Here is a 20452-nt window from a genome sequence, read left to right on the forward strand (position 1 = left end):
AAGTTCAAACGACAAAGCCAAGAAAATGTTTAGCACATCAGTTTGTAACCTTGCCCTCGTACATTTATAATGCCTATGCTAGGGTCGTTTTTTAGGTATTTTCTTAATTTGGTGATGAAAACGTCCAGACTTCTACCAGAAAAGTAATCGTTATTTTGCCAAAGCTGGTCCAAAATAGTATCTCTGCTTAAAATATGATGTTTGTTAAGGAGTAACAGTTGTAATATCTCTGCCTCTCTACTGGTTAGCTTACGGATTTGACCGTTAAGACTTAATATTGCCTTTGGATAAATGAATTCATATTTTCCGATGGTGGCCAGCTTTGTTGTAGAAGACACCTCTAGTTGTCGGCCGGAAGATAGGAGTACTTTGATTCTGACTGCGAGCTCTTCAAGACTGAAGGGTTTTTTTACATAATCATTAGCACCACTTTCAAAACCAGTCACTACATCGATGGTTTGGCTTTTTGCCGTTAGAAAAATAATAGGGGTTTGTGAATCGGTTTGCCTTAACTGTTTGGCCAACTCAAAGCCTGTGGTATCGGGTAACATCACGTCCAGTATTATAAGGTCAACATCCTTGGAAGCATAAATGTTCATCGCTTCCTGGCCCGTTTTGCAATGCGAAACCATATAACCTTTCATCATCAGGCTTTCTTTAACAATTTCAGCCAATGCGGGTTCGTCTTCAACAAATAAAAGATGTTTTATTGCGGCCATGCAAGTGTTACTTTAGTTCCAATTTTTATTTCACTTTCTATTTTGCACCAGCCTTGATGCTGCTCTATAATCTGTTTTACAAAAGTTAGACCTAATCCGTGTCCTTTTATAGAGTGGTGCGGTCTATTAACGCGGTAAAACTTATCAAAAACCAGCTTTAGCAGCGCTTTTTCAATGCCAATTCCCTTGTCTGTCATTTCAATAAGTGCAAAACCATTTTCATGATAAACACTGATATGTAGGTTAGCCTCATTTTCAGAATACTTGATGGCATTGTCCATGATGTTGTTTAAAGCGTGATAAAATTGGTTTTTATCAGCATTAACAGTGGCGTGTTCATAGATATCGGTATTTACTAAAAATGGTTTGTCCGATTTTACTTGATGTAATTTGATCAGTTGGTTGATTACTTCTGAAATTACAATTTTTTCTTTGTGAGGGATATAGGTTGCTTGATGTTGTAAAGATAGGCTCATCACTTGATCCACCAACAGATTAAGACGTTGAGCTTCGTTTTTGATATGGGCTAAATACCTGCTTCTCTTCTCCGAGTCTTGTATGGTATTGTTGTTCTTCAGTGCCTCGGCAGCGATAGCCACCGTGGCTATTGGCGTTTTAAATTCATGAGTAATATTGCTGATGAAGTTTTCTTTGACTATAGCTACTTTTTGAGCAGTGAGCAATGTTTTGGTTAAAAACCAGATGAGGAAAGAAACAATGGTCATGAGTAGTAAGGAAGCGCCAATAAGCAGCCATGTTTTTGAAATGAGATAACCAAAAGGAGCGGTAAAACTTGCCCTAACGTAATGGTTTTTTTTAATAAGGTAGGTAGGAAAAGCTTTTGTGATAATGGGAGCGTTAAAATGATAGGAAAGCTTTGGTTGGTTATTTAGTGTGCTGTCCTTGTCCTGTAAAATGAAAGTATAGCGGCTCTTTATTCCTCTTGAATTTAAATAATAATCAAATGTTTTTCTTAGGCTAACGGTATCAAACTGGTAGTCGTTTGTTTTTTCTTCAATATATCTTCCTAAATCTTGGATTCGATAGTAAATAATGTGGTTTTCTAAGTCTTCCTGTCGAATGCTTCGAGCAAATGTCTCCGCAATTTTTCGTTTAAATAACAGATCTCCTTTAACTAATGGTCTATTAAGTTGCTGGCTGGAAAAGGATGAGCTGAATTTGTCGTTATAATCTTTGGTTGACCTGATGGTGTACACTTCCACCTTTTCTATCGGATGCATTTTTGAACTAATGGTGAACTTGTTCGAATCCATTAACCTATCTTGAATAGCTTGCTGGATAGTATCGCATCTCAGTATAAATTCCTTTTTTATGCCATCTTCAAAGGCAAGATTAATGTCTCTTTCAAAATTAATTAGGGTGCTGGTGTAGTAGGTTTTGATCCAATAAAACTGAATAAAAAGAAAGGCCGCAGTGGCCAATAAACATGCGGACAATAGAAGACGGGTGTTTTTGGACATTCTCAAAGTTACCTAAAAGTCTTTTTCAAAAGATGCTGTTAACCTTCTATAACATTTTATAACACCAACGATAACATATTTTGATAGCAGAATTATGGAGTTTTGATAAAAAAGAAAACGATGAAAAAGAAATTATTATGTCTAGCTACAATACTTGTTTTGTTGAATATGGCAAAGGCCCAAAAGCCAACAGAAGGAGCTGTAAAAATGACGGCAGATTACGGACCTGCTAACGAAGAAGCCAGGGTAATTGTAGATTTTCAAGGTGTGGAATACTACAAGGTGAAATTAATGGGAACACAATTAAAAGCAACAAAAGTTCTACTGTATTGTAAGGAGATGTGGAATGGTAAGGTTAAAAAGGTGGATACCTTAATCAAAAAGCTAGACTTTAAGAATTTGACCAATGCAAAGGGCGACACTTTATCTTTTTCCGTTTTGGGAAGGAGGGTAGACGACAAATTGCAGGTGCTCTTTAGGTTTCCTAGGCTCGGCGTGAACAAAAAATATCAATCGCTCAAAACCGATAATTACAGTTTACGGGTTTTGGGGAACCATTATAAAATTGAATTAAATAAGTCTTTTCCAGTTTTTGCTTATATCCTGCCGTATGAAAAAGATGGTTGGTTAATGTACTGTGCCGTTGATCAAAGTGGCGAGAACGTAGAAGATTGGGGCAAAAAGTTTGGCATCAAGCACTATCTTATTTACGAAATGGCTTTTCTACGGGAGTGATGTATATTAAAAAAAACAACCATATGATTCTAATTTCGTATGGCTGTTTTGTTCGCTTATGCAAAGGCTGCAATTCCTTTTGCTATTCTAGCTGCGGTTTCTTCTTTCCCTAAAAGTTTAACAATATCAAATACGCCTGGACCGAATTTGCCGCCCACCAACATGATACGCAAAGGCAACATTACTTCGCCAGGTTTTAGGCCTTTTGCTTCGGCCAAAGCTTTAAAGCTTGCTTCCAAGTCTAAAGCACTCAACTCAATATTTAAGGTATTTGCAAACTCCTCAAAAAATGCGGCTTTGTCGGTGTTCCATTTAGGCTTTACTGCTGCAGAGTCATATTCAGATGGACTGACGAAGAAGTAAGCGCTTTGTGCCACAAAATCAGGCAACAATGTACATCTATCTTTTATCAATTCAATTACCGAGGCAAGTCTTTCGTTATCCGCTTCAATGCCATTTTGTTTTAAAAGGTCGTTTACGTCAGCCTGTAAACGGCTAATTGGCGATTGCTTGATCCATTCGTGGTTAAACCATTTTGCTTTTTCAAAATCGAATTTTGCTCCAGCTTTACTGATCCTTTCTACCGAAAAAGCAGCTTTCAATTCCTCCAACGTAAATATCTCTTTGTCCGTGCCATCATTCCAGCCCAACAAAGCCAGCAGATTTACAAATGCTTCTGACATAAAGCCAAGTTCTTTAAAGCCTTTGGTTAGATCGCCAGTTTTTGGGTCTGTCCAGTTCATGGCATAAACAGGGAAACCAAGTCTATCACCATCTCTTTTGCTCAATTTACCATTGCCATCAGGTTTAAGGATCAGCGGCAAATGCGCCCAAGCAGGCATTTCGTTTTCCCAGCCTAGATATTTCCAAAGTAACAAATGGATCGGAGCAGAAGGGAGCCATTCTTCGCCTCTAAATACGTGCGAAATTTCCATGGCTTTGTCGTCGGCTACCACCGCTAAATGATAAGTAGGCATGCCATCTGCCTTTAGCAAAACTTTATCGTCTACAAGGTTCGTGTCGAAACTTACTACACCCCTGATCATATCGGTAAAAGTTACCTGCTCATCAGTAGGCATTTTAATTCGGATTACATGAGGTGCATTTTGAGCTAGTAGCTCACTTACTTCACTTTGGGTTAAGGTAAGTGAGTTGCGCATTTGCATGCGGGTTTTTTGCCCGTAAAGGAAATTAGGTTCCTCCGCCCTTTTGGCCGTAAGTTCTTCGGCAGTGTCAAAAGCGTAATAGGCGTAACCACTAGCTATCAGTTGCTCCGCGTATTGTCGATAAGTAGGTTTGCGCTCGCTTTGGCGATAAGGACCAAAGGCTCCAGGTTTTTGAGGGCTTTCATCAGGAGCAATACCGCACCATTCCAAACAATCTAGAATGTACTGTTCCGCGCCTTCCACAAAGCGGGTTTGGTCGGTATCTTCTACTCTTAAAATAAAAGTTCCGTTGTTTTTCTTTGCAAAAAGGTAATTGAACAGGGCTGTTCTAACGCCCCCTAAATGCAAACCTCCGGTTGGGCTTGGCGCAAATCTTACTCTAACTTCTTTACTCATCGTTGTATTTCTGTAATCCTAAAAGTTTGTTAAGCTAAAACCAATCCTAAGTGCGTCACACTGAGCTTATTTCAGGGTCGACTAACCTAACGGATGCTGAAATAAATTCAGCATGACGAAGAATGAATGGAACTGCAATAACTTTTAGTGCGCCACAAAGATATGTTTTTCATCTGTTTTTGTGTTGTTTTCATAGGCGATGAAGCGCTTATGCTTTTAAAATGATAGATAACGGCTTTTTGAAAAAGCATAATGGTTTTGAGGTTTTTCCGTTCTGATATTGTATTTTGGCTAAGAAATGAATCCGTATCAGAAAAAGAAGCGTTGGAAGCTGTTTTTATTGGTGTTTGCAGGGGTGATTGGTTTTGCGTCGGTAGCTTACACCAATTTTTTTGTGCAAAAAATGGAGCGGGAAGAAGGTACTCAGTTTTTGCTTTGGATTAAGGTCGCCGAGCAAAGAATGAAAATGTATGACAACGAGCAGTTGACCGACGTTTTTGAAACCATTAAGAAGAATAATAAAATGGATGTGATCATCACTAGAACCGATGGATCCATTTATTTGTGGGATGGTTTGGATACCACTAAAACGCTATATCCCGACAACAAATCAAAACAATACGATTCGGTATATTTTTCCAAGCAGTTGCAGAAGATGAAAGAGCAGCATAAGCCTGCCAAAATGAAAGGGATTAACGAAGAGGCACTTATTGCTTACTATAAAGATTCTAATATTTTAACCCAGTTAAGGTACTTTCCTTACATCCAATTGGGTGTAATTGCACTTTTCTTAATTACGGCTTATGTGGGTTTTAGCGCCGCAAGAAGGGCAGAGAGAGATCAGGAATTTGTGGGGATGGCCAAAGAAACGGCCCATCAATTGGGAACGCCCATATCCTCACTAATGGCTTGGGTGGAGCTGATTAAAACACGATTCGATGCGGAAGAAGACCCGCTGGTGGCCGAAATGGAAAACGATATTCAGCGATTAGAAATCATCGCAGACCGTTTCTCTAAAATTGGTTCCATGCCAATATTAGAAGATCACGTCGTTTACATTATCATCAACAATTTTGTACAGTATTTTAAGGTTCGTGCTTCCGATAAGATTAATTTTGTAATTACGGGTGATACGCAAGTAAGAGCTATGCTGTCGGCACCATTGTTTGATTGGGTGATAGAAAACTTACTCAAAAATGCCGTAAATGCGATAGATAATGATGGGACAATCACCATCAACATCATTGAAAACTTGGCAAAAGAAGAAGTTTTGATTGATGTAACGGATACAGGAAAAGGGATTCCCCGCTCCAAATTTGATACCGTTTTTCAGCCAGGCTACACCACCAGAAAACGGGGTTGGGGCTTAGGCCTTACCTTAACTAAAAGAATTGTAGAAAACTATCATCGAGGACAAATCTTTGTGAAAGACTCGGAGCTAGGAAAAGGCACAACCTTCAGAATTGTTCTAAAAAGTAGTATTACATATGAACCGACCACAAATAGAGGATTATCCACAATGGTATAAGGGATATATTGACCTTGTTGATGGAGATGTACTGGAAATTTTATCCACACAGGCCAAAGCCTTTACGGAATTTGTAACCAATCATGCAGATAAAGCAGATTATGCTTATGCCGTGGGCAAATGGACCATTAAAGAGATGTTTGGGCACATTATAGATACCGAACGTATCATGGTTTTTCGTTTAACCTGTTTTGCTAGGGGTGAGAAAGCCCCTATTCCGGGGTTTGACGAAGACCAATATGTGGCCAATGCCCATTTTAAAGATCGCAGCCTAGAAAGTTTATGTGAGGAATTCATCGCTTTAAGAAAATCGAACATGTTTTTGCTGGAATCTCTTAATGAAGATGAATTGGACAGATTTGGTAATGCCAATGGCAATGAAATTTCAGTGAGAGCATTGGTGTTTATTTTGGCTGGGCATGTGATGCATCACCAGAATGTGATTGTAGATAGGTATTTGTAAATGAGATTGTTGTAAGGTTTAAAGGTTGCAATATTAAAAAGTTAGAAATTGCTAAACGGCAACCTTAACTTGTTCATGAGCCTTTTGAATTTTTACTTTTAACTTAATGATATGATTTGGTTCAAGGAATTTACCCCTGAAATGTTGAATAGCCGTCCGAAAAATCATATCGGCGCACTGCTGGGTATAGAATTTACAGAAGTTGGTGAAGACTATTTGTGTGCTACCATGCCTGTTGATGAGCGCACTCATCAGCCCGCAGGGATTTTACATGGAGGCGCTTCGGTGGTACTGGCCGAAACTTTGGGGAGCATCGCTTCTTATATGTGTATTGATCCTACCAAGCATATTGCTGTAGGTTTGGAGGTAAACGCCAATCATATTAGACCTGTAAGTTCAGGTTTTGTGAAAGGTGTTTGTAAACCTTTGCATATCGGTGGAAAAACGCATTTATGGGAAATAAAGCTTTATACTGATAAAGGAAAGATGAATTGCGTGAGCCGGTTAACGGTGGCTATATTGCCTAAACCTCAATCCTAATTCAAACTATTTCAAAACCTCTTTGTTTTGCCATAAACGAGAAATATGGTAAGCACAGCTGATGTCATTAATGATAGTCATTTAGTTTTTGTAAGCCCAGAAAAAGGCGGGATATATCGTAAAGGAAAGCCTGGCAAATTCAATTATGAAGATGATAGGGGCAATAAAGTGACAGATAGCGCAGCTTTAGAACGTATTCAAAAGCTCGTATTGCCTCCTGCATGGACAGATGTTTGGATTTCGCCTAAAAAGAACGGTTATCTGCAGGCCGTTGGGGTTGATGTGGCAGGGCGTAAGCAATACCGTTATCACCCAGAATGGGTTAATCGCCGTTCCGATCATAAATATTTTCGATTACTGGAATTTGGTAAGGCCCTGCCAAAGGCTAGAAAAAAAGTAGAAAAGGACTTAAGACGGAAAAATTTAGATGAAAGGAAAGTGTTGGCCATTTGTGTAGCTGTTTTGCAGGATACCTTGATCAGAATTGGTACTGCTGCATATGAGAAAAGCTACAATAGCTATGGTTTAAGCACGCTGAAAGACAAACACGTTAAGCATAAAAATAATGGAACTTTCCTTTGCTTCGTTGGTAAAAAAGGAGTTAAGCAGGAAATACGCCTTACAGATAGGCGATTGATCAAATTAGTGAAGCGGTGTAAAGATATTCCGGGCCAAGATTTGTTCCAATTCTATACAAAAGATCATCAGCGCAAAGCGGTAGATTCTGGAATGATCAATCAATACATTAGAGAAATTACCGAAGATGATTTTACCGCAAAAGATTTCCGGACTTGGGGCGGAACTTTGGAAGCCATGCGCCAATTGGCTATTTGCGCCAGTGAAAATCCAGAAGTATCTGCGAAGAAACTAGTAGTTACAGCCTTAGATTGTGTGGCTGCAAAATTGGGAAATACAAGAGCGGTTTGTAAGAGCGCCTATGTTTATCCAATGTTATTGGAAGCATTTGAAAATGGAGAGCTGCAGCGCTATCTAAAACGTATCGCTATAGAAGAGCAGGATGAAAAAAAAGCACTTAAAAATGATGAAGCGATGCTTATTCAGTTTTTGAAGGCGGTAAAGCAGAAAAAGAAATAGGGCTAAAACAAAAAACTTACGAAGCTTTCGAAAGCTTCGTAAGTTTAATCATATACTGAGGTGTTGTTTAAGGTTGTTGATCCAACCATTTCTTCTCGATGGCATATGAGGTGATTAGCCCCAGTCCCCCGAAAATGAAAATGCTGCCGAAGTAAACTGCTACCGCCTGTCCTTCTTCACCGTTGGTCATCCGTGGGCCAAATACACCTCTGACCGTAAATAATGCTACTAATAGCCCTAAACCTACGCCCACCATAAGCAAGCCAAACTTTAAGCTTATAAAAGGTTTTGGGGTTGATTTTCTCAATCCTGGGTCAATCCCCCTTTCTATCATGGCCATTTTTTCTTTGTTCAAGAAATATCTGATGCCAAAAACTAATGCAAACGCACCAACAAACAATACAATCGGTACTAATTCTCCTATCATGGTATTTATAATTTTTTGTTAAACATTTCAATTGTTGTGAACCGTGTTCTGTGTGTTATGACAACGGCAAAAAAAAATAGGTTACACTCTCGCCAAAAAAAATTAAATTGGCGTGCAAAGCAATAACATTGAATACCATCTCTAGTCAAATAGATACAATTTTACCTTTACCCGTAGAGGAAAAGCAATTGCTTTTGTCCCGTTTGCAGCGTATGGAAGAGCCTAAAGGAAAGCTAATCATCTCGGCCGGAAAAATTGGGCATTACGTATATTTTATTGAAGAAGGGATTGCCCGTGCATTTTGTGAGAACCAGAGAGGACAAACCACCATTTGGTTTGGTCAGGAGGGCGACGTGATGCTTTCTTATTTAAGCTTTTTTAAAGATAAGCCAGGCTACGAGAGTATAGAGCTGCTCGAAAATGCAATACTTTATCGTATTTCGAGTAAGGACCTACAGCAACTTTATCGTCAACATATCCATATTGCCAATTGGGGCAGAAAGTTTGCCGAATATGAGTTGCTAAAGGCCGAACAACGCTTTATGGACCTACAGTTTAAAACGGCTACCGAACGTTATCATGATTTGCTTGCTAATTCACCCGATATTTTAAAACGAGTGCAACTGGGGTACATCGCTTCATATCTGGGTATTACTCAGGTTTCTTTGAGCAGAATTAGAGCCGCAATGAAGTAGCTCCCTGTTTTATCTTGTCATCATTTTCCTTTTTTATCATTTGTTAAACAAAATGATATCCCAACTATCGATTTTTGCAGCAAATTAAAAAATCATGAACTGGATTATATTAATTATTGCTGGACTTTTTGAAGTCGCATTTGCGTCATGCTTAGGCAAGGTAAAGGAAACAAGTGGTTCAGAGGCCGCTTGGTGGTTTGTTGGCTTTTTGGTTTCGCTAACCATTAGTATGTTGTTGTTAATTAAAGCTACCCAAACCCTTCCCATTGGTACTGCTTATGCCGTTTGGACAGGTATTGGTGCGGTAGGTACCGTGTTAATGGGAATTTTGGTCTTTAAAGATCCGGCTAGTTTTTGGCGCTTGTTTTTTATCGTTACGCTAATAGGTTCTATTATCGGCTTGAAAGCCGTTTCACATTAAAATAGGTTAATCGTTTAAATCGTTGAATTGGTTAGTCAAAGGTATAGCGATGCGCCAAACAGTTAATCAGATAACCGATTAACCAATCTCAACAAATAACCAAAAAAAATGTAAATTGCTGTAACCCCTAATCAAAACTTGGCGTCATACGGTGAAGCATGCAGCAAGTAGAAACAGATCTGACACTTATTAACTCCATTTTGGCTGGAAACACTGGCAACTATGCGCTTTTAGTTAAACGTCATCAACGTTTTGTTTTTACGCTGGCATTGCGCTTTGCTAAAAATAGGGAAGATGCAGAAGAGATTGCACAAGATTGCTTCATTAAGGCTTACAAAGCATTAGGAACATTTAAGCAAACCTCTAAATTTTCTACTTGGCTGTACACCATTACCTATACCACAGCTATGACTTACTTAAGAAAGAAGAAGTTAGATGCAAATTCCATAGATGATGAAGAGCATGTGCTACAGTTGCCTAATAACGATAACAGTTTTGATGCCGATACCGTAGAGAAAAAATCTACTTATAAGTATTTAAACCAAGCCATATCGATGCTTTTACCTGATGATGCAGCAATCATTACCTTATTTTATAAGGGCGAGCAAAGCTTAGAAGAAATAGGGCAGGCTTTGGTGATGGACCCTAATACAGTAAAAGTGAAACTACACAGGGCAAGGCATAGATTAAAAGAAAAATTACAACTTTTGTTAAAAGAAGAAGTAAAGGAGTTGATATGACAAAGCAAGAAGAACAACTTTGGAACTACATTGATGGTCTCTGTACGCCTAAAGAGCAAGCAGAAATAGAAAAGAAATTGACAGAGGACCAGTCTATAAGAAGCTTATATGAGCAATTGTTGGCGGTAAACCAGCAATTAGGTGTCCATTTGGAGATTGATGAGCCTTCCATGTCGTTTACACGTAAAGTGATGGAACAGGTGGAAAATGAAATTGCTCCGGTAGCTTTAAAGACCAAGGTAGACCAAAGAATCATTTACGCTATCGGTGGTTTTTTTGCTATCGTATTGCTTGGTATACTGGTGTATGCCTTTGCTATGGCGACGCCAGATTTTACACTTAAAGTACCAACGATACGATTAGACCTTGCCATAAGTCCAGCCGTTTTGTGGACTGTATTATTTACCAATGCCGTTTTGCTATTGGTTTACTTGGATAGTTTCTTGAGAAAAGGAATGAAGAAAGTACAAAAAAAGGGAGAATAATTATTCTCCCTTTTTATTTAGATATTTGTTCTTATTTCTTAAAACCAATGGGAAGAACCGTTTGGGTATTGTCCCAAGCCATTACCAAATTAGCTCCTTCGGCAGTTTCTACAAAAGTAATAGAAAAAGCTTCAACGGGTTTGTCGGTTTTCCCAACAGGGATATCTGTTCTTAAAACATCTTTCTTTTCATCATAGCTAAAAGCACCCCATTTGTCGGTTTGCTTGTTGATGATGACAGTCCATTTGTCTTTACTAGGAATAGCAAACATACTGTATCTGCCAGCTTTCACTTTTTTCCCGCCAATAGTAACCGTTTTGAAAAATTGTACTTCGGTACTTTCATTTGCGCCTAAGCGCCAAACTTTTTCAAATTGTTCCAAAACGCCAAAAATCTCTCTTCCCTTTTTTTGAGGGCGTGAGTATAATACGCGTATTACGGGGTCAACAGGTTCTTTGGCCTTGGTGGTATTTAAGGGAAAATAAATCACATCCAGCGGACTTGCATCAACTTTTGGGAAGTTAATGGCGCTATTGTCTGAAGCATTCTGTGCCTGTACGACAAAAGCTCCAATCAAAAGCAGCATCAATAAGCATACTTTTTTCATCAAAATATAAATTGGTTGTGGATCTTGATTTTCTTATATGGGTATTATTAGTACTCTCTTCCCTTAACGACTTTGTTCAAGAACACGCCACCGAAGATTAAACCAATAATAGCAGCCAAGAAAAGGTAGCCAATGTGTGTGGTAACGGCAGAAAAAGCAAGTACAAACGCCAACATGCCAATTACATACCAAACCCAATCAAAATTGTTTTTATTTTCTGAATTACTCATTTTTTAAACTTTTGCGCCAAAGTTAGTTATTTCAATGAAAAACAACACATTTGTTTTTAAAAATGCCAAGCTTGATCAAGTATTAATGCGATAATTGGTGAAAATCAATTTCCCAACAGTTCATTTATAGTAACCGCTTTATAGCCATTTTGTTTGAGGTATTGTAGTAACTGCGGAAGCTTGTCGTAAAACTTGTCTTTCCTTCGAGGGTCGGTACCTACATGCAGTAAAAGGATAAAGCCATTTAAGGATTGTTGTTTTTCATGATCAATAATGGACTGATAAATTTCGTCGCTGCTTCGATATGCTTTTCCCAGTTCTGGATAGGTATAGTCGGCGGCAGACCTTGTGCCTGGAGTAAAATTAATCAGCTTTAGACCCATGTCATCGGTCCAATTGGCAATGGTTTGATTGTACCATTCATAAGGAGGTAAAAAATACTTCGTTGATTTTTGGGCAATGCCAAACTTTTCCATGGCCTTATAGTTCGCCGCCAAATCGGTTTTAAACTGTTTTTCGGTGACCAATAGCGAATCCCTTTTCTTCCAATCGGCATACAATAAATGTTGGTCTGAATGAGCGCCCAGGTAATGGCCTTTGGCCTTGGCTGTTTTTATAAAAGGAGCAAAGGCAGCATTTCTATAAAAATTACCCGTGAAAAAGAAAGAAGCTTTGATTTTTTCCTTATCCAAAGCAGCAATGATTTTCTGTCCGCCATCTGCATATTCGTCGCCAGTAAAAACAATGGCCAATTGTTTCTCTTTTATGTCGCCACGGTTAATGGCTCCATATTCTTTGTTGTAGCTGGCAAACTCCTTGTTGGTTCTGCTATCATAAGCTGCCAATAAATAAACCAGAGAAGCTGTACCGTCCATGGTAGGTTCATTGGTGCTGTAATCGCCATAATCATCATGATAAACGGCTAAATCGCTTTGAAAAGCGGCGTAATCATCAGGTTTGGTCAATTGTATCCCTATTAAGCCTTTGTAAATGCTGGTATAAACGGGACCGTCAACCAAACCGCCATCAATAGGATATTTGCCTAAATGCGTAAAAGCCGAATGTGGGTCAGTAGGTGTGTCACCCCAGCTAGGAAGGCCATAAACCATGCTGGTACCCCATGGGTTGCAGCCAAATAGCCAATCAAAATTGGCTTGTTCCAATTCGGAGAAAGTACCATCGCCGCTGAGCTGCTTGTACCACATGCATTGCATGGCAAAAGCAACAGTAAGGTTATTGCTGCACCAAATAAAAGGGACACCCCGGTAAAAGGCATTGGTTTTTGCTCGATTCCATACCTGTTGAATGCCCTGTTTGTAATAATCTACCAGCTCACGTTTACGGCTTCCATTAGACTGTTTGGCTAATTCATAATGTCCTAAATTGATAAAAGGATACCATTGGTAATGTTTGGCAGTGTCGTTTATCAGCCAAGGTGTAACGGGTTCTTGAAGTGCATAATAAAAAGCAGAATCAAGTGCCTTTTCGCCGTAGCCATTTAAACGTCCAACTTTGGAAAGGGCCAGTTCCATGTCATCCACCCAGTTATCTTCTGCATAAATATAGGGCGATTTTACAGAGGCGGTTTGGGTAACTCCTTTTTTGCGGAGAGCATATTGATAAGCGGTTTTCGATTTCTCCTTAAGCCGTTCAGTAAAATTTTTGTCCTCGGGGTATAGCTCGCTTGCCAAAGCAAAGGTACTGGCAAACTTAGCTGCGGTAGAACTGGTCCCCTTGGTATCGTTCATGAACTTGCCTCGTTGCTGTGGATTGCCGTCGATATAATATAAAGGGCGCTCAAAACCTTTGCCATATTGGCTGTCTTCCTTTGGGATCCGCATCGCGATATGGTCGCGGTCATCGGCCAGTTGATTGAACATGATTTTTGCCGAAGGGTGCATTTTCATCAAAAAATCTAAACCCCATCTGGCTTCGTCCAGGACATCGGCTACGCCATTTTTACCATCAAGGCCAGTGGACAGTTTATGATCGGCAAAAGCTTTGGGGAAATCCCGATAAGCCATTAATAGGTGATAGGCAGCATTAGCAGTAGTTGTAGAATACTGTAGGTAATCGCTCGCATCGTGCCAGCCACCAACCGCGTCAAAATGCGTGCTATCTTTGATACCACCTTCTTTGCCATAAACCACGAAACCATCGTGGGTATGGCAGCTGTCTTTTAAAAAGGGATTATAACCGCAGCGTTGTTGACGCATGTATCTTAGTGCAAAATCAGCGGTATTCTGATAAACCTCTTCGTCAATAATCACTTCCGGGGAAGTCACTTCATCTACTTTGATATAGTAGCGCCCGGGCTTTTTAAATTCCGAGAAGTTTAATCGAGCGGCGCTTGTAAAAGGGCCATAAGAACCAAAGGTTTTGATATTACTTGAAGTGTATACGGTTTTTCCGCTTACTTTTTCTACCAGTTCAAAACTTTTTGGGTTTGTAGTGCCCTTGCTTGCCCACACGGCTACTTTAATTGACTTTGGTTGGTAGCCCAACAAATTAATCCTTACCCAACTTTGTTGCTCTTTAGGTTTAAAGGCTAAAATGGCAAGAAAACACAAGGTAAAAGCTAAGGATAATGGCAAGAAAGTTCTCATGATTAAATATTGATCAACTAAAAATAGGATTAAAATTTAGAAAAACCCCTAGAAGATAGAAAAGGCGCTTAATGGATAGTGTAAAAAAGAAACACCCCCGATTTTTGATCAGGGGTGTCTATCCCAAAAAATTAACAATTTTTACAAAAACCTCAAAATAAGGTTCTGTAATGTTTTTAAAAGATTTTTGTTTAACCTTTCATAGGTACAAGGTAACACTTTTTTCAAACATAATCAAATCTGCTTTTAGAGAGAACTTTAGGTTTTGATTAAAAGTCTATCAAAATACTCGTTAAAATCCATTTTTATTTCTGTAACAAACTAAATATACTTATTTTTCGGGATGCAATTAAATCAACCCAGTCAGCGCGAATATTATTTCAATAACGAGGTTGTATCTCGTTTCGAACTGTATAACAGTTTGTTTCTAACGCTTCCGTTTTATAAAATTAAAGACACCGGAACCCTATTGCCGCTTTTTTTCAAGAGCTGTGAAGATGGGATTAAGAACCACGAAAAACCGAGTGAATTAATTGAGAAGTTTTTCGAAAAGTACGTTCAAGATAAGGGAGAGGAAAGCATCATCGATTTGCTGTTCCGTTTCATCCAGTACATTGAAAGGCAGGTAGTACTTTTTGATGCCGTTGAAGACGCATCCTTCACTAAATTGAACACAAGTGATGAGCAGAGTTCACTGAGAGCCTTGTTTTTAAAGGCCAACGACGATGCAAACCTGCATGATAAGATTGACCGTTTGATAGAAGAGTTTTCATTAAGGCTCGTGCTCACGGCACACCCTACGCAGTTTTATCCAGGCCCGGTATTGGGAATCATCAACGACCTTACAACAGCAATTAAATCTAACGACATTACCACCATTAACCAGTTGCTGCAACAGTTGGGCAAAACGCCTTTCTTCAATAAAAAATCGCCAACACCGGTAGATGAGGCAATGAGCTTGGCATGGTATCTGGAAAATGTATTTTATTTCGCGGCAGCCAATATTCAAACAGGATTAAACCAATTATTGAGCGAGTATCATATTGACCCTAAAAAAGTAATAGAACTTGGCTTTTGGCCAGGGGGCGATAGAGACGGTAACCCTAATGTTGAGGCGCAAACTACTTTAGAGGTTTCCAAGCTGCTCAGGCAGATCTTGTTCAGGTGCTATTATCGCGATTTTAGAAATATTAAGAGACGTATTACCTTTAGGGGCGTTGAAGAAGACATCAACAAACTTCAGGAGGTGTTCTATGAAAATGCCTTTAACTCTTCGCTAGAGGAAAAAGATATTTCCGAAGAAATCATTAAATATCTTAACAATATTGTTGAGATATTAAATCAATACCACGATGGCTTGTTTGTTAACATTGTGCAAGATCTATTAAGGAAAGTAGAACTTTACCGTTGCTATTTTGCTTCGTTGGATATTAGACAAGACAGTAGGGTGTTGCGCAAGGTACACGAATATTGCAGGACACAGAAACCTATTAATTCGTTGTATGACGCCAACTATAACGAGTTGTCAGAAGAGGAGAAACTAAAGGCCATTTCTCTAAGAAGTGCCAAAATTATTTACGCAGGCGAGCAGGATAACCTGATTAAAGATGCCTTGCAAACCATTGCTGAAATTAAGGATATACAACAGAAAAATGGCGAGCAGGCTTGCCACCGTTTCATCATTAGTAACTGCCAACAGGCAAGCGATATTCTGCAGTTGATGGAACTGTTCCTGTGGAACGGTTGGGAGGCCGACAGTTTGAGCATTGACTTTGTGCCTTTATTTGAAACCGTTAACGATCTTTCGGGAGCGGGTGAAATCATGAAAAAACTATACACTCATCCTTTCTATCAAAAACATTTGGAGTTAAGGGGTGGGAAACAACACATTATGTTGGGCTTTTCTGATAGTACCAAAGATGGCGGTTATTTAATGGCCAACTGGTCCATCTTTACCGCTAAGGTGGCCTTAACCAAAGTGGCAGAAGAACATAACATTCAACTCGCATTTTTTGATGGTAGGGGCGGACCTCCTGCTCGTGGTGGTGGTAAAACACACCGTTTCTATGCCTCAATGGGTAAAGAAATTGCCAACAAGAACATTCAGCTTACCGTACAGGGACAAACCATTAGCTCGCAATATGGCTCTGTAGACAGTGCAACCTTTAACATTGAGCAATTAATTAACGCGGGCATTTCTTCGGGCGTAAAAAGCAAACACAATGTACTTTTAGATAAGGAAAATTTCGATATCCTGAGCAAAATGGCAAAAGACAGCTATGATTCGTATATCGCTTTGCGTAACGACCCGTTATTCTTGGAATATTTGGAGAAACTTTCGCCACTAAGCCTGTTATCTAAAATTACCATTAGTAGCCGGCCAGTAAAGAGAAATGCAGGTACCAAGCTGAAACTGGATGATTTAAGAGCCATTGGCTTTGTAACCTCATGGAGCCAGTTAAAGCAAAACGTGCCGGGCTATTACGGAGTGGGCACTGCCCTAAAAACGCAGGAAGACCTGGGCCATTGGGAGCAGGTACAAAAAACCTATCAGCAGTCGGGCTACTTTAAAACCATTATTGACAACTGTATCATGTCTATGAGCAAATCTGATTTCGAGATTACCGCTTATTTGGCCAACGACCCTAAATTTGGTTCGTTCTGGAAACAGTTACATGCCGAGTTTGAGCTTTCTAAAACCATGTTGCTAAAACTTACAGGCCACAGTTCATTAATGGAAAACTATCCGGTAGAGAAGAAATCCATTGCGGTGCGTGAAAAAATCATCCTACCATTAGTATTGATCCAACATTTTGCATTGGATAGGCTGCAGCACGATTTGAGTGAGGAGAAACAACAGGCATACGAAAAACTGGCCATTAGAACCGTTTACGGAATTGTGAATGCAGGTAGAAACTTGGCGTAGTTAATGCCTCATTTTGATAAAAATATAATGGAAAAACCGACACTTAACTGGACTTATAAGTTTTTCGACGAACTCTCCAAGCAAGAGTTATATACCATATTAAGCCTGCGCAGTGAAGTATTTATCATAGAACAACACTGTAATTATCAGGATGTAGATGGGAAGGATTTAAAATGCCACCATTTAATGGCCTGGGATAACGATAAGCTGGTTGCCTATACCAGAATAGTGCCGCCAGGAGTTTCTTTTACAGAAGTGAGCATTGGACGGGTATTGACCAATTCAAGATACAGAGGGATTGGAGCAGGAATTACCCTTATGGAGAAAAGCATTGAGAAAGTCTATGAAACTTATGGGAAACGTCCCATCAGGATTGGAGCGCAGCTTTACCTGAAGAAGTTTTATGAAAGCTTTGGCTTTGTGAAAGACAGTGAAGAATATTTGGAAGATGAAATCCCGCATATCGAAATGGTACTTGCCTGATCAGGAAGATTGAACCCCTTTCATCAAATGCGCCTTGGCTATTAAGCAAGGCGCATTTTCTTTTTAAGCTCTAATGGCCCCTTTAATGCCACTCTAATTCCTTTTTAATTTAATTGTAAAAATCCCTTGACAAAGAGTAGAATCGATCTTACCTTTGCGCAATCAATAATTAATCTAAATAAAAATAAAGGAATGAATATTAGAATTCTATCTATTTCATGTATATGCTTGCTTTTAACCCTGTGCTGTGGAGTAACCTATGCACAAAAAGCAAAGTCGAGCCTTTCGGGCATCGTTAAAACTAACGACGGCACTGCGGCCGACAATGTTACCGTAAGCGTAAAGACTGTATCCATCCAAACAGATGAGAGCGGACGTTTTATCTTCAGAAATCTAATGCCAGGAGTCTACCAACTGCGTATCTCTGGCATAGGTATTAAGCCTGTTTCCATGGACGTGCAGGTAAAAGAAGGAGGGAATGAGATGAACACCATTACCATTTCAGAGTCATCCTCACAGCTTAACGAGATAACAGTAAAGGCCTACCGTTCATCTAACGAAAAGCCAGCCACCTTGGGCAAAGTAGCTATTCCGCCTAGAGATTTACCACAGTCGGTGCAAATTATTAGCACCCAAGTTATTCAAGATCAACAAGCAGACAGGCTTGGCGACGTGATGAAGAATGTGAACGGTGTGGCCTTGGGTGCTAATCGTGGAGGTGTGGGCGAAAACTTTTATGCCAGAGGCTATAGTTTGGGTTCCAATAATATTTTCAAGAATGGTGCACGCACTAGCATTGGAGGTAGCCCAGAGGCAAGTACCTTGGAATCTGTTGAAGTGCTAAAAGGTAGCGCTGCGCTGTTGTATGGTGGCGTAACAGGTGGTGCCGTGGTGAATATGATTACTAAGAAACCTAAATTTGAGCACGGCGGCGAGGTCGCTTTCCGTACGGGTAGTTATGGCCAATACAAGCCAACGGTTGATGTTTACGGACCTATTGACGATAAATTCGCTTTCAGGATCATCGGTACTGGCGAAAAAGCGGGCAGCTTTAGGGACCATGTGGAATCGAAAAGATTTTATATCAACCCTTCTATCTTATATCGCGCAAGTGAAAAAACCGATGTGCTGTTTCAGGCCGATTATTTAAGCAGTAACTACACGCCAGATTTTGGTGTGGGGTCGGTAAACAGCCAAATCGTAGACTTTGGCCGAGAGAAGTTCTTAAATACCCCTTGGGCTTATAACAAAACCAACACCACTACTCTGCAATTAAATGCCAACCATCATTTTAACGACGATTGGAAAATTAACGCCGTTGCTGCTTATCAGTCATACGACAGAAACTATTACGGGGCCGAACGTATCCAGGCCAATACCGCGGGTATTGCCGCCAGAAACCTTACCCGAGCAAAAACACAAGAATACACCTACAACCAGCAGGTTAACCTAACAGGTCATTTCCAGTTCTTGGGAATTAAAAATACCCTTTTGGTTGGGGTTGATGCCGACCAATCAAGAGTGACCAGTAACGCTTTTAATTTCAGAAACCAAGCTGGACAATTGGTTAGTACCTTTAATTATGGCAACATGAACGTGTTCGATCCTTCTACTTATTTGGGTAATGGCTATATGCCCGAAGCAGTTGCCATATCCAGAACACTTACCCCAGTTTACAGATACGGTGCATTTATACAGAACTTGTTTGAACTAACCAGCAAGTTTAAGGTATTGGCGGGAATTCGTTATACCGATCAAAAAAATGCAAGAACCAATGCCATTGCATTGGCAACGGGTAAACCTACGTTAGGAGCTACCAAGTTTGACGATGCCTTTTCTCCGAAATTTGGATTGATCTATCAGCCGTTTAAACAAACTTCGGCCTATGTAAGCTATGCCAATAACTTCATTGCCAATACCGGTACCGATATCTATTTCCAAGCATTGCCTCCATCTACAGTAGATCAGTTCGAGGCAGGGATCAAGAATGATTTTCTGGGCGGTAAACTATCGGCAAACGTAACCTACTACAAAATCATCAATAACAATATTGCACAAACTGCTGAATTGGATGTTAATGGAGTTCCCAATAGCAATACCAATATCAAACAGCTAAACGGACAAACCACCAGTGATGGCCTTGAAGTAGATTTATCAGGTGCAATTTTGCCGGGATTAAACTTTCTTGCCGGATATAGCTATAACTTTATGCGATACACTAAAACAGCCCCTATTACCAGCCATACGGTTCCTGCACCAACGGCAGCCAATCCAAACGCTACCACAACAATTGTTTTAGCAGGTATGATCGAAGATGTTAGGCTAGTGGGAACTACAAAGCACACAGCCAATGCTACCTTGTTTTACACCGTGCAGTCTGGAAAAATAAAAGGCCTTAAACTAGGTGCTTCAGCATTTTATACTGGCGACCGTAATGGTGGGTGGAACGACAATAAGGCCGCTACTACCTTGCGTTTAATCCCACTTAAAGCGTTTACTACGATTGATTTATCAGCAGGTTATTCGTGGAGAAGAATTTCCCTTTTAGGAAAAGTATCCAACATTACTAATGAGCTAAGCTATTTCGTTCACGAAAATTATAGTGTAAACCCAATTCCACCACGCCAGTTTTTAACAACAGTGTCGTATAAATTCTAGTGGTTGTTTTAAAACATTAAGAAATGGAGCCCAGTTAACTCTCTTAACTGG

19 protein-coding genes are annotated in these 20452 nt (G+C 39.8%); 12 read left to right on the top strand and 7 right to left on the bottom strand.

The window, feature by feature from the left end:
- Nucleotides 1-29: 29 nt before the first annotated feature.
- Both ABDV71_RS02635 and ABDV71_RS02640 read right to left on the bottom strand, forming a co-directional pair.
- Nucleotides 30-719, bottom strand: coding sequence for a response regulator transcription factor (locus tag ABDV71_RS02635; RefSeq protein ID WP_343530871.1), 690 nt, complete (start codon nucleotides 717-719; stop codon nucleotides 30-32).
- Entirely contained in the window at nucleotides 707-2200 is a 1494-nt protein-coding gene (locus ABDV71_RS02640; protein ID WP_343530872.1) for a HAMP domain-containing sensor histidine kinase, read from the bottom strand. The genes ABDV71_RS02635 and ABDV71_RS02640 overlap by 13 nt, the downstream gene beginning before the upstream one ends.
- Before the next feature lie 120 nt (nucleotides 2201-2320).
- On the opposite strand from ABDV71_RS02640, the gene ABDV71_RS02645 reads away from it, so the two are divergent.
- Nucleotides 2321-2935, top strand: coding sequence for a hypothetical protein (locus tag ABDV71_RS02645; RefSeq protein WP_343530873.1), 615 nt, complete (start codon nucleotides 2321-2323; stop codon nucleotides 2933-2935).
- Nucleotides 2936-2991: 56 nt separating this feature from the next.
- Here ABDV71_RS02645 and gltX read toward each other — a convergent pair whose 3' ends face one another.
- Nucleotides 2992-4497 (bottom strand): glutamate--tRNA ligase, encoded by a 1506-nt coding sequence (gltX, locus tag ABDV71_RS02650; protein WP_343530874.1) that lies wholly within the window; start codon nucleotides 4495-4497, stop codon nucleotides 2992-2994.
- 298 nt (nucleotides 4498-4795) lie between these two features.
- Here gltX and ABDV71_RS02655 point away from each other — a divergent pair, with 298 nt between their 5' ends.
- The 4 genes from ABDV71_RS02655 to ABDV71_RS02670 all read left to right on the top strand — a co-directional run bounded on the left by ABDV71_RS02655 (nucleotide 4796) and on the right by ABDV71_RS02670 (nucleotide 8123).
- Complete coding sequence (locus ABDV71_RS02655; RefSeq protein WP_343530875.1) at nucleotides 4796-6025, top strand: HAMP domain-containing sensor histidine kinase; 1230 nt, start codon at nucleotides 4796-4798, stop codon at nucleotides 6023-6025.
- Nucleotides 5985-6488 carry a DinB family protein gene (locus ABDV71_RS02660; protein WP_343530876.1) on the top strand — a complete coding sequence of 168 codons (504 nt, stop codon included), beginning with the start codon at nucleotides 5985-5987 and terminating at the stop codon, nucleotides 6486-6488. Before ABDV71_RS02655 ends, ABDV71_RS02660 begins: the two co-directional genes overlap by 41 nt.
- Before the next feature lie 111 nt (nucleotides 6489-6599).
- Nucleotides 6600-7028: a hotdog fold thioesterase gene (locus tag ABDV71_RS02665; RefSeq protein WP_343530877.1), complete on the top strand. Its 429-nt coding sequence runs from the start codon at nucleotides 6600-6602 to the stop codon at nucleotides 7026-7028.
- A 45-nt stretch (nucleotides 7029-7073) separates the two neighbouring features.
- A complete protein-coding gene (locus ABDV71_RS02670; protein ID WP_343530878.1) occupies nucleotides 7074-8123 on the top strand; it encodes a DNA topoisomerase IB in 1050 nt (349 codons plus the stop codon).
- Nucleotides 8124-8190: 67 nt separating this feature from the next.
- On the opposite strand, the gene ABDV71_RS02675 is transcribed toward ABDV71_RS02670, so the two are convergent.
- Nucleotides 8191-8550 (bottom strand): DUF6249 domain-containing protein, encoded by a 360-nt coding sequence (locus ABDV71_RS02675; protein ID WP_343530879.1) that lies wholly within the window; start codon nucleotides 8548-8550, stop codon nucleotides 8191-8193.
- 128 nt (nucleotides 8551-8678) lie between these two features.
- Here ABDV71_RS02675 and ABDV71_RS02680 point away from each other — a divergent pair, with 128 nt between their 5' ends.
- The 4 genes from ABDV71_RS02680 (at nucleotide 8679) to ABDV71_RS02695 (ending at nucleotide 10891) form a co-directional block, all read left to right on the top strand.
- Nucleotides 8679-9245, top strand: a complete 567-nt coding sequence (locus tag ABDV71_RS02680; RefSeq protein WP_343530880.1) for a Crp/Fnr family transcriptional regulator — start codon at nucleotides 8679-8681, stop codon at nucleotides 9243-9245.
- Nucleotides 9246-9339: 94 nt separating this feature from the next.
- Nucleotides 9340-9666, top strand: coding sequence for a multidrug efflux SMR transporter (locus ABDV71_RS02685; protein WP_113660935.1), 327 nt, complete (start codon nucleotides 9340-9342; stop codon nucleotides 9664-9666).
- A gap of 158 nt (nucleotides 9667-9824) precedes the next feature.
- Nucleotides 9825-10406, top strand: coding sequence for a sigma-70 family RNA polymerase sigma factor (locus tag ABDV71_RS02690; protein WP_343530881.1), 582 nt, complete (start codon nucleotides 9825-9827; stop codon nucleotides 10404-10406).
- Complete coding sequence (locus ABDV71_RS02695; RefSeq protein ID WP_343530882.1) at nucleotides 10403-10891, top strand: hypothetical protein; 489 nt, start codon at nucleotides 10403-10405, stop codon at nucleotides 10889-10891. Before ABDV71_RS02690 ends, ABDV71_RS02695 begins: the two co-directional genes overlap by 4 nt.
- Before the next feature lie 31 nt (nucleotides 10892-10922).
- Here ABDV71_RS02695 and ABDV71_RS02700 read toward each other — a convergent pair whose 3' ends face one another.
- The 3 genes from ABDV71_RS02700 to ABDV71_RS02710 all read right to left on the bottom strand — a co-directional run bounded on the left by ABDV71_RS02700 (nucleotide 10923) and on the right by ABDV71_RS02710 (nucleotide 14334).
- Nucleotides 10923-11498, bottom strand: a complete 576-nt coding sequence (locus tag ABDV71_RS02700) for a DUF2911 domain-containing protein (RefSeq protein ID WP_343530883.1) — start codon at nucleotides 11496-11498, stop codon at nucleotides 10923-10925.
- A 47-nt stretch (nucleotides 11499-11545) separates the two neighbouring features.
- Complete coding sequence (locus tag ABDV71_RS02705; protein ID WP_343530884.1) at nucleotides 11546-11728, bottom strand: hypothetical protein; 183 nt, start codon at nucleotides 11726-11728, stop codon at nucleotides 11546-11548.
- 104 nt (nucleotides 11729-11832) lie between these two features.
- Nucleotides 11833-14334, bottom strand: a complete 2502-nt coding sequence (locus tag ABDV71_RS02710; protein WP_343530885.1) for a glycoside hydrolase family 9 protein — start codon at nucleotides 14332-14334, stop codon at nucleotides 11833-11835.
- A 343-nt stretch (nucleotides 14335-14677) separates the two neighbouring features.
- On the opposite strand from ABDV71_RS02710, the gene ABDV71_RS02715 reads away from it, so the two are divergent.
- From ABDV71_RS02715 to ABDV71_RS02725, 3 genes are all read left to right on the top strand, one after another.
- Complete coding sequence (locus tag ABDV71_RS02715; protein WP_343530886.1) at nucleotides 14678-17260, top strand: phosphoenolpyruvate carboxylase; 2583 nt, start codon at nucleotides 14678-14680, stop codon at nucleotides 17258-17260.
- Between the two features lie 27 nt (nucleotides 17261-17287).
- On the top strand, nucleotides 17288-17743 hold the full coding sequence (locus ABDV71_RS02720; protein WP_343530887.1) for a GNAT family N-acetyltransferase: 456 nt from the start codon (nucleotides 17288-17290) through the stop codon (nucleotides 17741-17743).
- A 192-nt stretch (nucleotides 17744-17935) separates the two neighbouring features.
- Nucleotides 17936-20401: a TonB-dependent siderophore receptor gene (locus tag ABDV71_RS02725; RefSeq protein WP_343530888.1), complete on the top strand. Its 2466-nt coding sequence runs from the start codon at nucleotides 17936-17938 to the stop codon at nucleotides 20399-20401.
- Nucleotides 20402-20452 lie beyond the last annotated feature (51 nt).

Source organism: Pedobacter sp. (genome assembly GCF_039594775.1).
Taxonomy (GTDB): domain Bacteria; phylum Bacteroidota; class Bacteroidia; order Sphingobacteriales; family Sphingobacteriaceae; genus Pedobacter.

Bases quoted from the DNA above. Each gene is read 5' to 3' on its own strand.
- ABDV71_RS02655 (WP_343530875.1), top strand. From the start codon at position 4,796: ATGAATCCGTATCAGAAAAAGAAGCGTTGGAAGCTGTTTTTATTGGTG.
- ABDV71_RS02675 (WP_343530879.1), bottom strand. From the start codon at position 8,550: ATGATAGGAGAATTAGTACCGATTGTATTGTTTGTTGGTGCGTTTGCA.
- ABDV71_RS02700 (WP_343530883.1), bottom strand. From the start codon at position 11,498: ATGAAAAAAGTATGCTTATTGATGCTGCTTTTGATTGGAGCTTTTGTC.
- ABDV71_RS02705 (WP_343530884.1), bottom strand. From the start codon at position 11,728: ATGAGTAATTCAGAAAATAAAAACAATTTTGATTGGGTTTGGTATGTA.
- ABDV71_RS02695 (WP_343530882.1), top strand. From the start codon at position 10,403: ATGACAAAGCAAGAAGAACAACTTTGGAACTACATTGATGGTCTCTGT.
- ABDV71_RS02720 (WP_343530887.1), top strand. From the start codon at position 17,288: ATGGAAAAACCGACACTTAACTGGACTTATAAGTTTTTCGACGAACTC.
- ABDV71_RS02665 (WP_343530877.1), top strand. From the start codon at position 6,600: ATGATTTGGTTCAAGGAATTTACCCCTGAAATGTTGAATAGCCGTCCG.
- ABDV71_RS02725 (WP_343530888.1), top strand. From the start codon at position 17,936: ATGAATATTAGAATTCTATCTATTTCATGTATATGCTTGCTTTTAACC.
- ABDV71_RS02640 (WP_343530872.1), bottom strand. From the start codon at position 2,200: ATGTCCAAAAACACCCGTCTTCTATTGTCCGCATGTTTATTGGCCACT.
- ABDV71_RS02690 (WP_343530881.1), top strand. From the start codon at position 9,825: ATGCAGCAAGTAGAAACAGATCTGACACTTATTAACTCCATTTTGGCT.
- ABDV71_RS02660 (WP_343530876.1), top strand. From the start codon at position 5,985: ATGAACCGACCACAAATAGAGGATTATCCACAATGGTATAAGGGATAT.
- ABDV71_RS02710 (WP_343530885.1), bottom strand. From the start codon at position 14,334: ATGAGAACTTTCTTGCCATTATCCTTAGCTTTTACCTTGTGTTTTCTT.
- ABDV71_RS02670 (WP_343530878.1), top strand. From the start codon at position 7,074: ATGGTAAGCACAGCTGATGTCATTAATGATAGTCATTTAGTTTTTGTA.
- ABDV71_RS02685 (WP_113660935.1), top strand. From the start codon at position 9,340: ATGAACTGGATTATATTAATTATTGCTGGACTTTTTGAAGTCGCATTT.
- ABDV71_RS02715 (WP_343530886.1), top strand. From the start codon at position 14,678: ATGCAATTAAATCAACCCAGTCAGCGCGAATATTATTTCAATAACGAG.
- ABDV71_RS02645 (WP_343530873.1), top strand. From the start codon at position 2,321: ATGAAAAAGAAATTATTATGTCTAGCTACAATACTTGTTTTGTTGAAT.
- ABDV71_RS02635 (WP_343530871.1), bottom strand. From the start codon at position 719: ATGGCCGCAATAAAACATCTTTTATTTGTTGAAGACGAACCCGCATTG.
- gltX (WP_343530874.1), bottom strand. From the start codon at position 4,497: ATGAGTAAAGAAGTTAGAGTAAGATTTGCGCCAAGCCCAACCGGAGGT.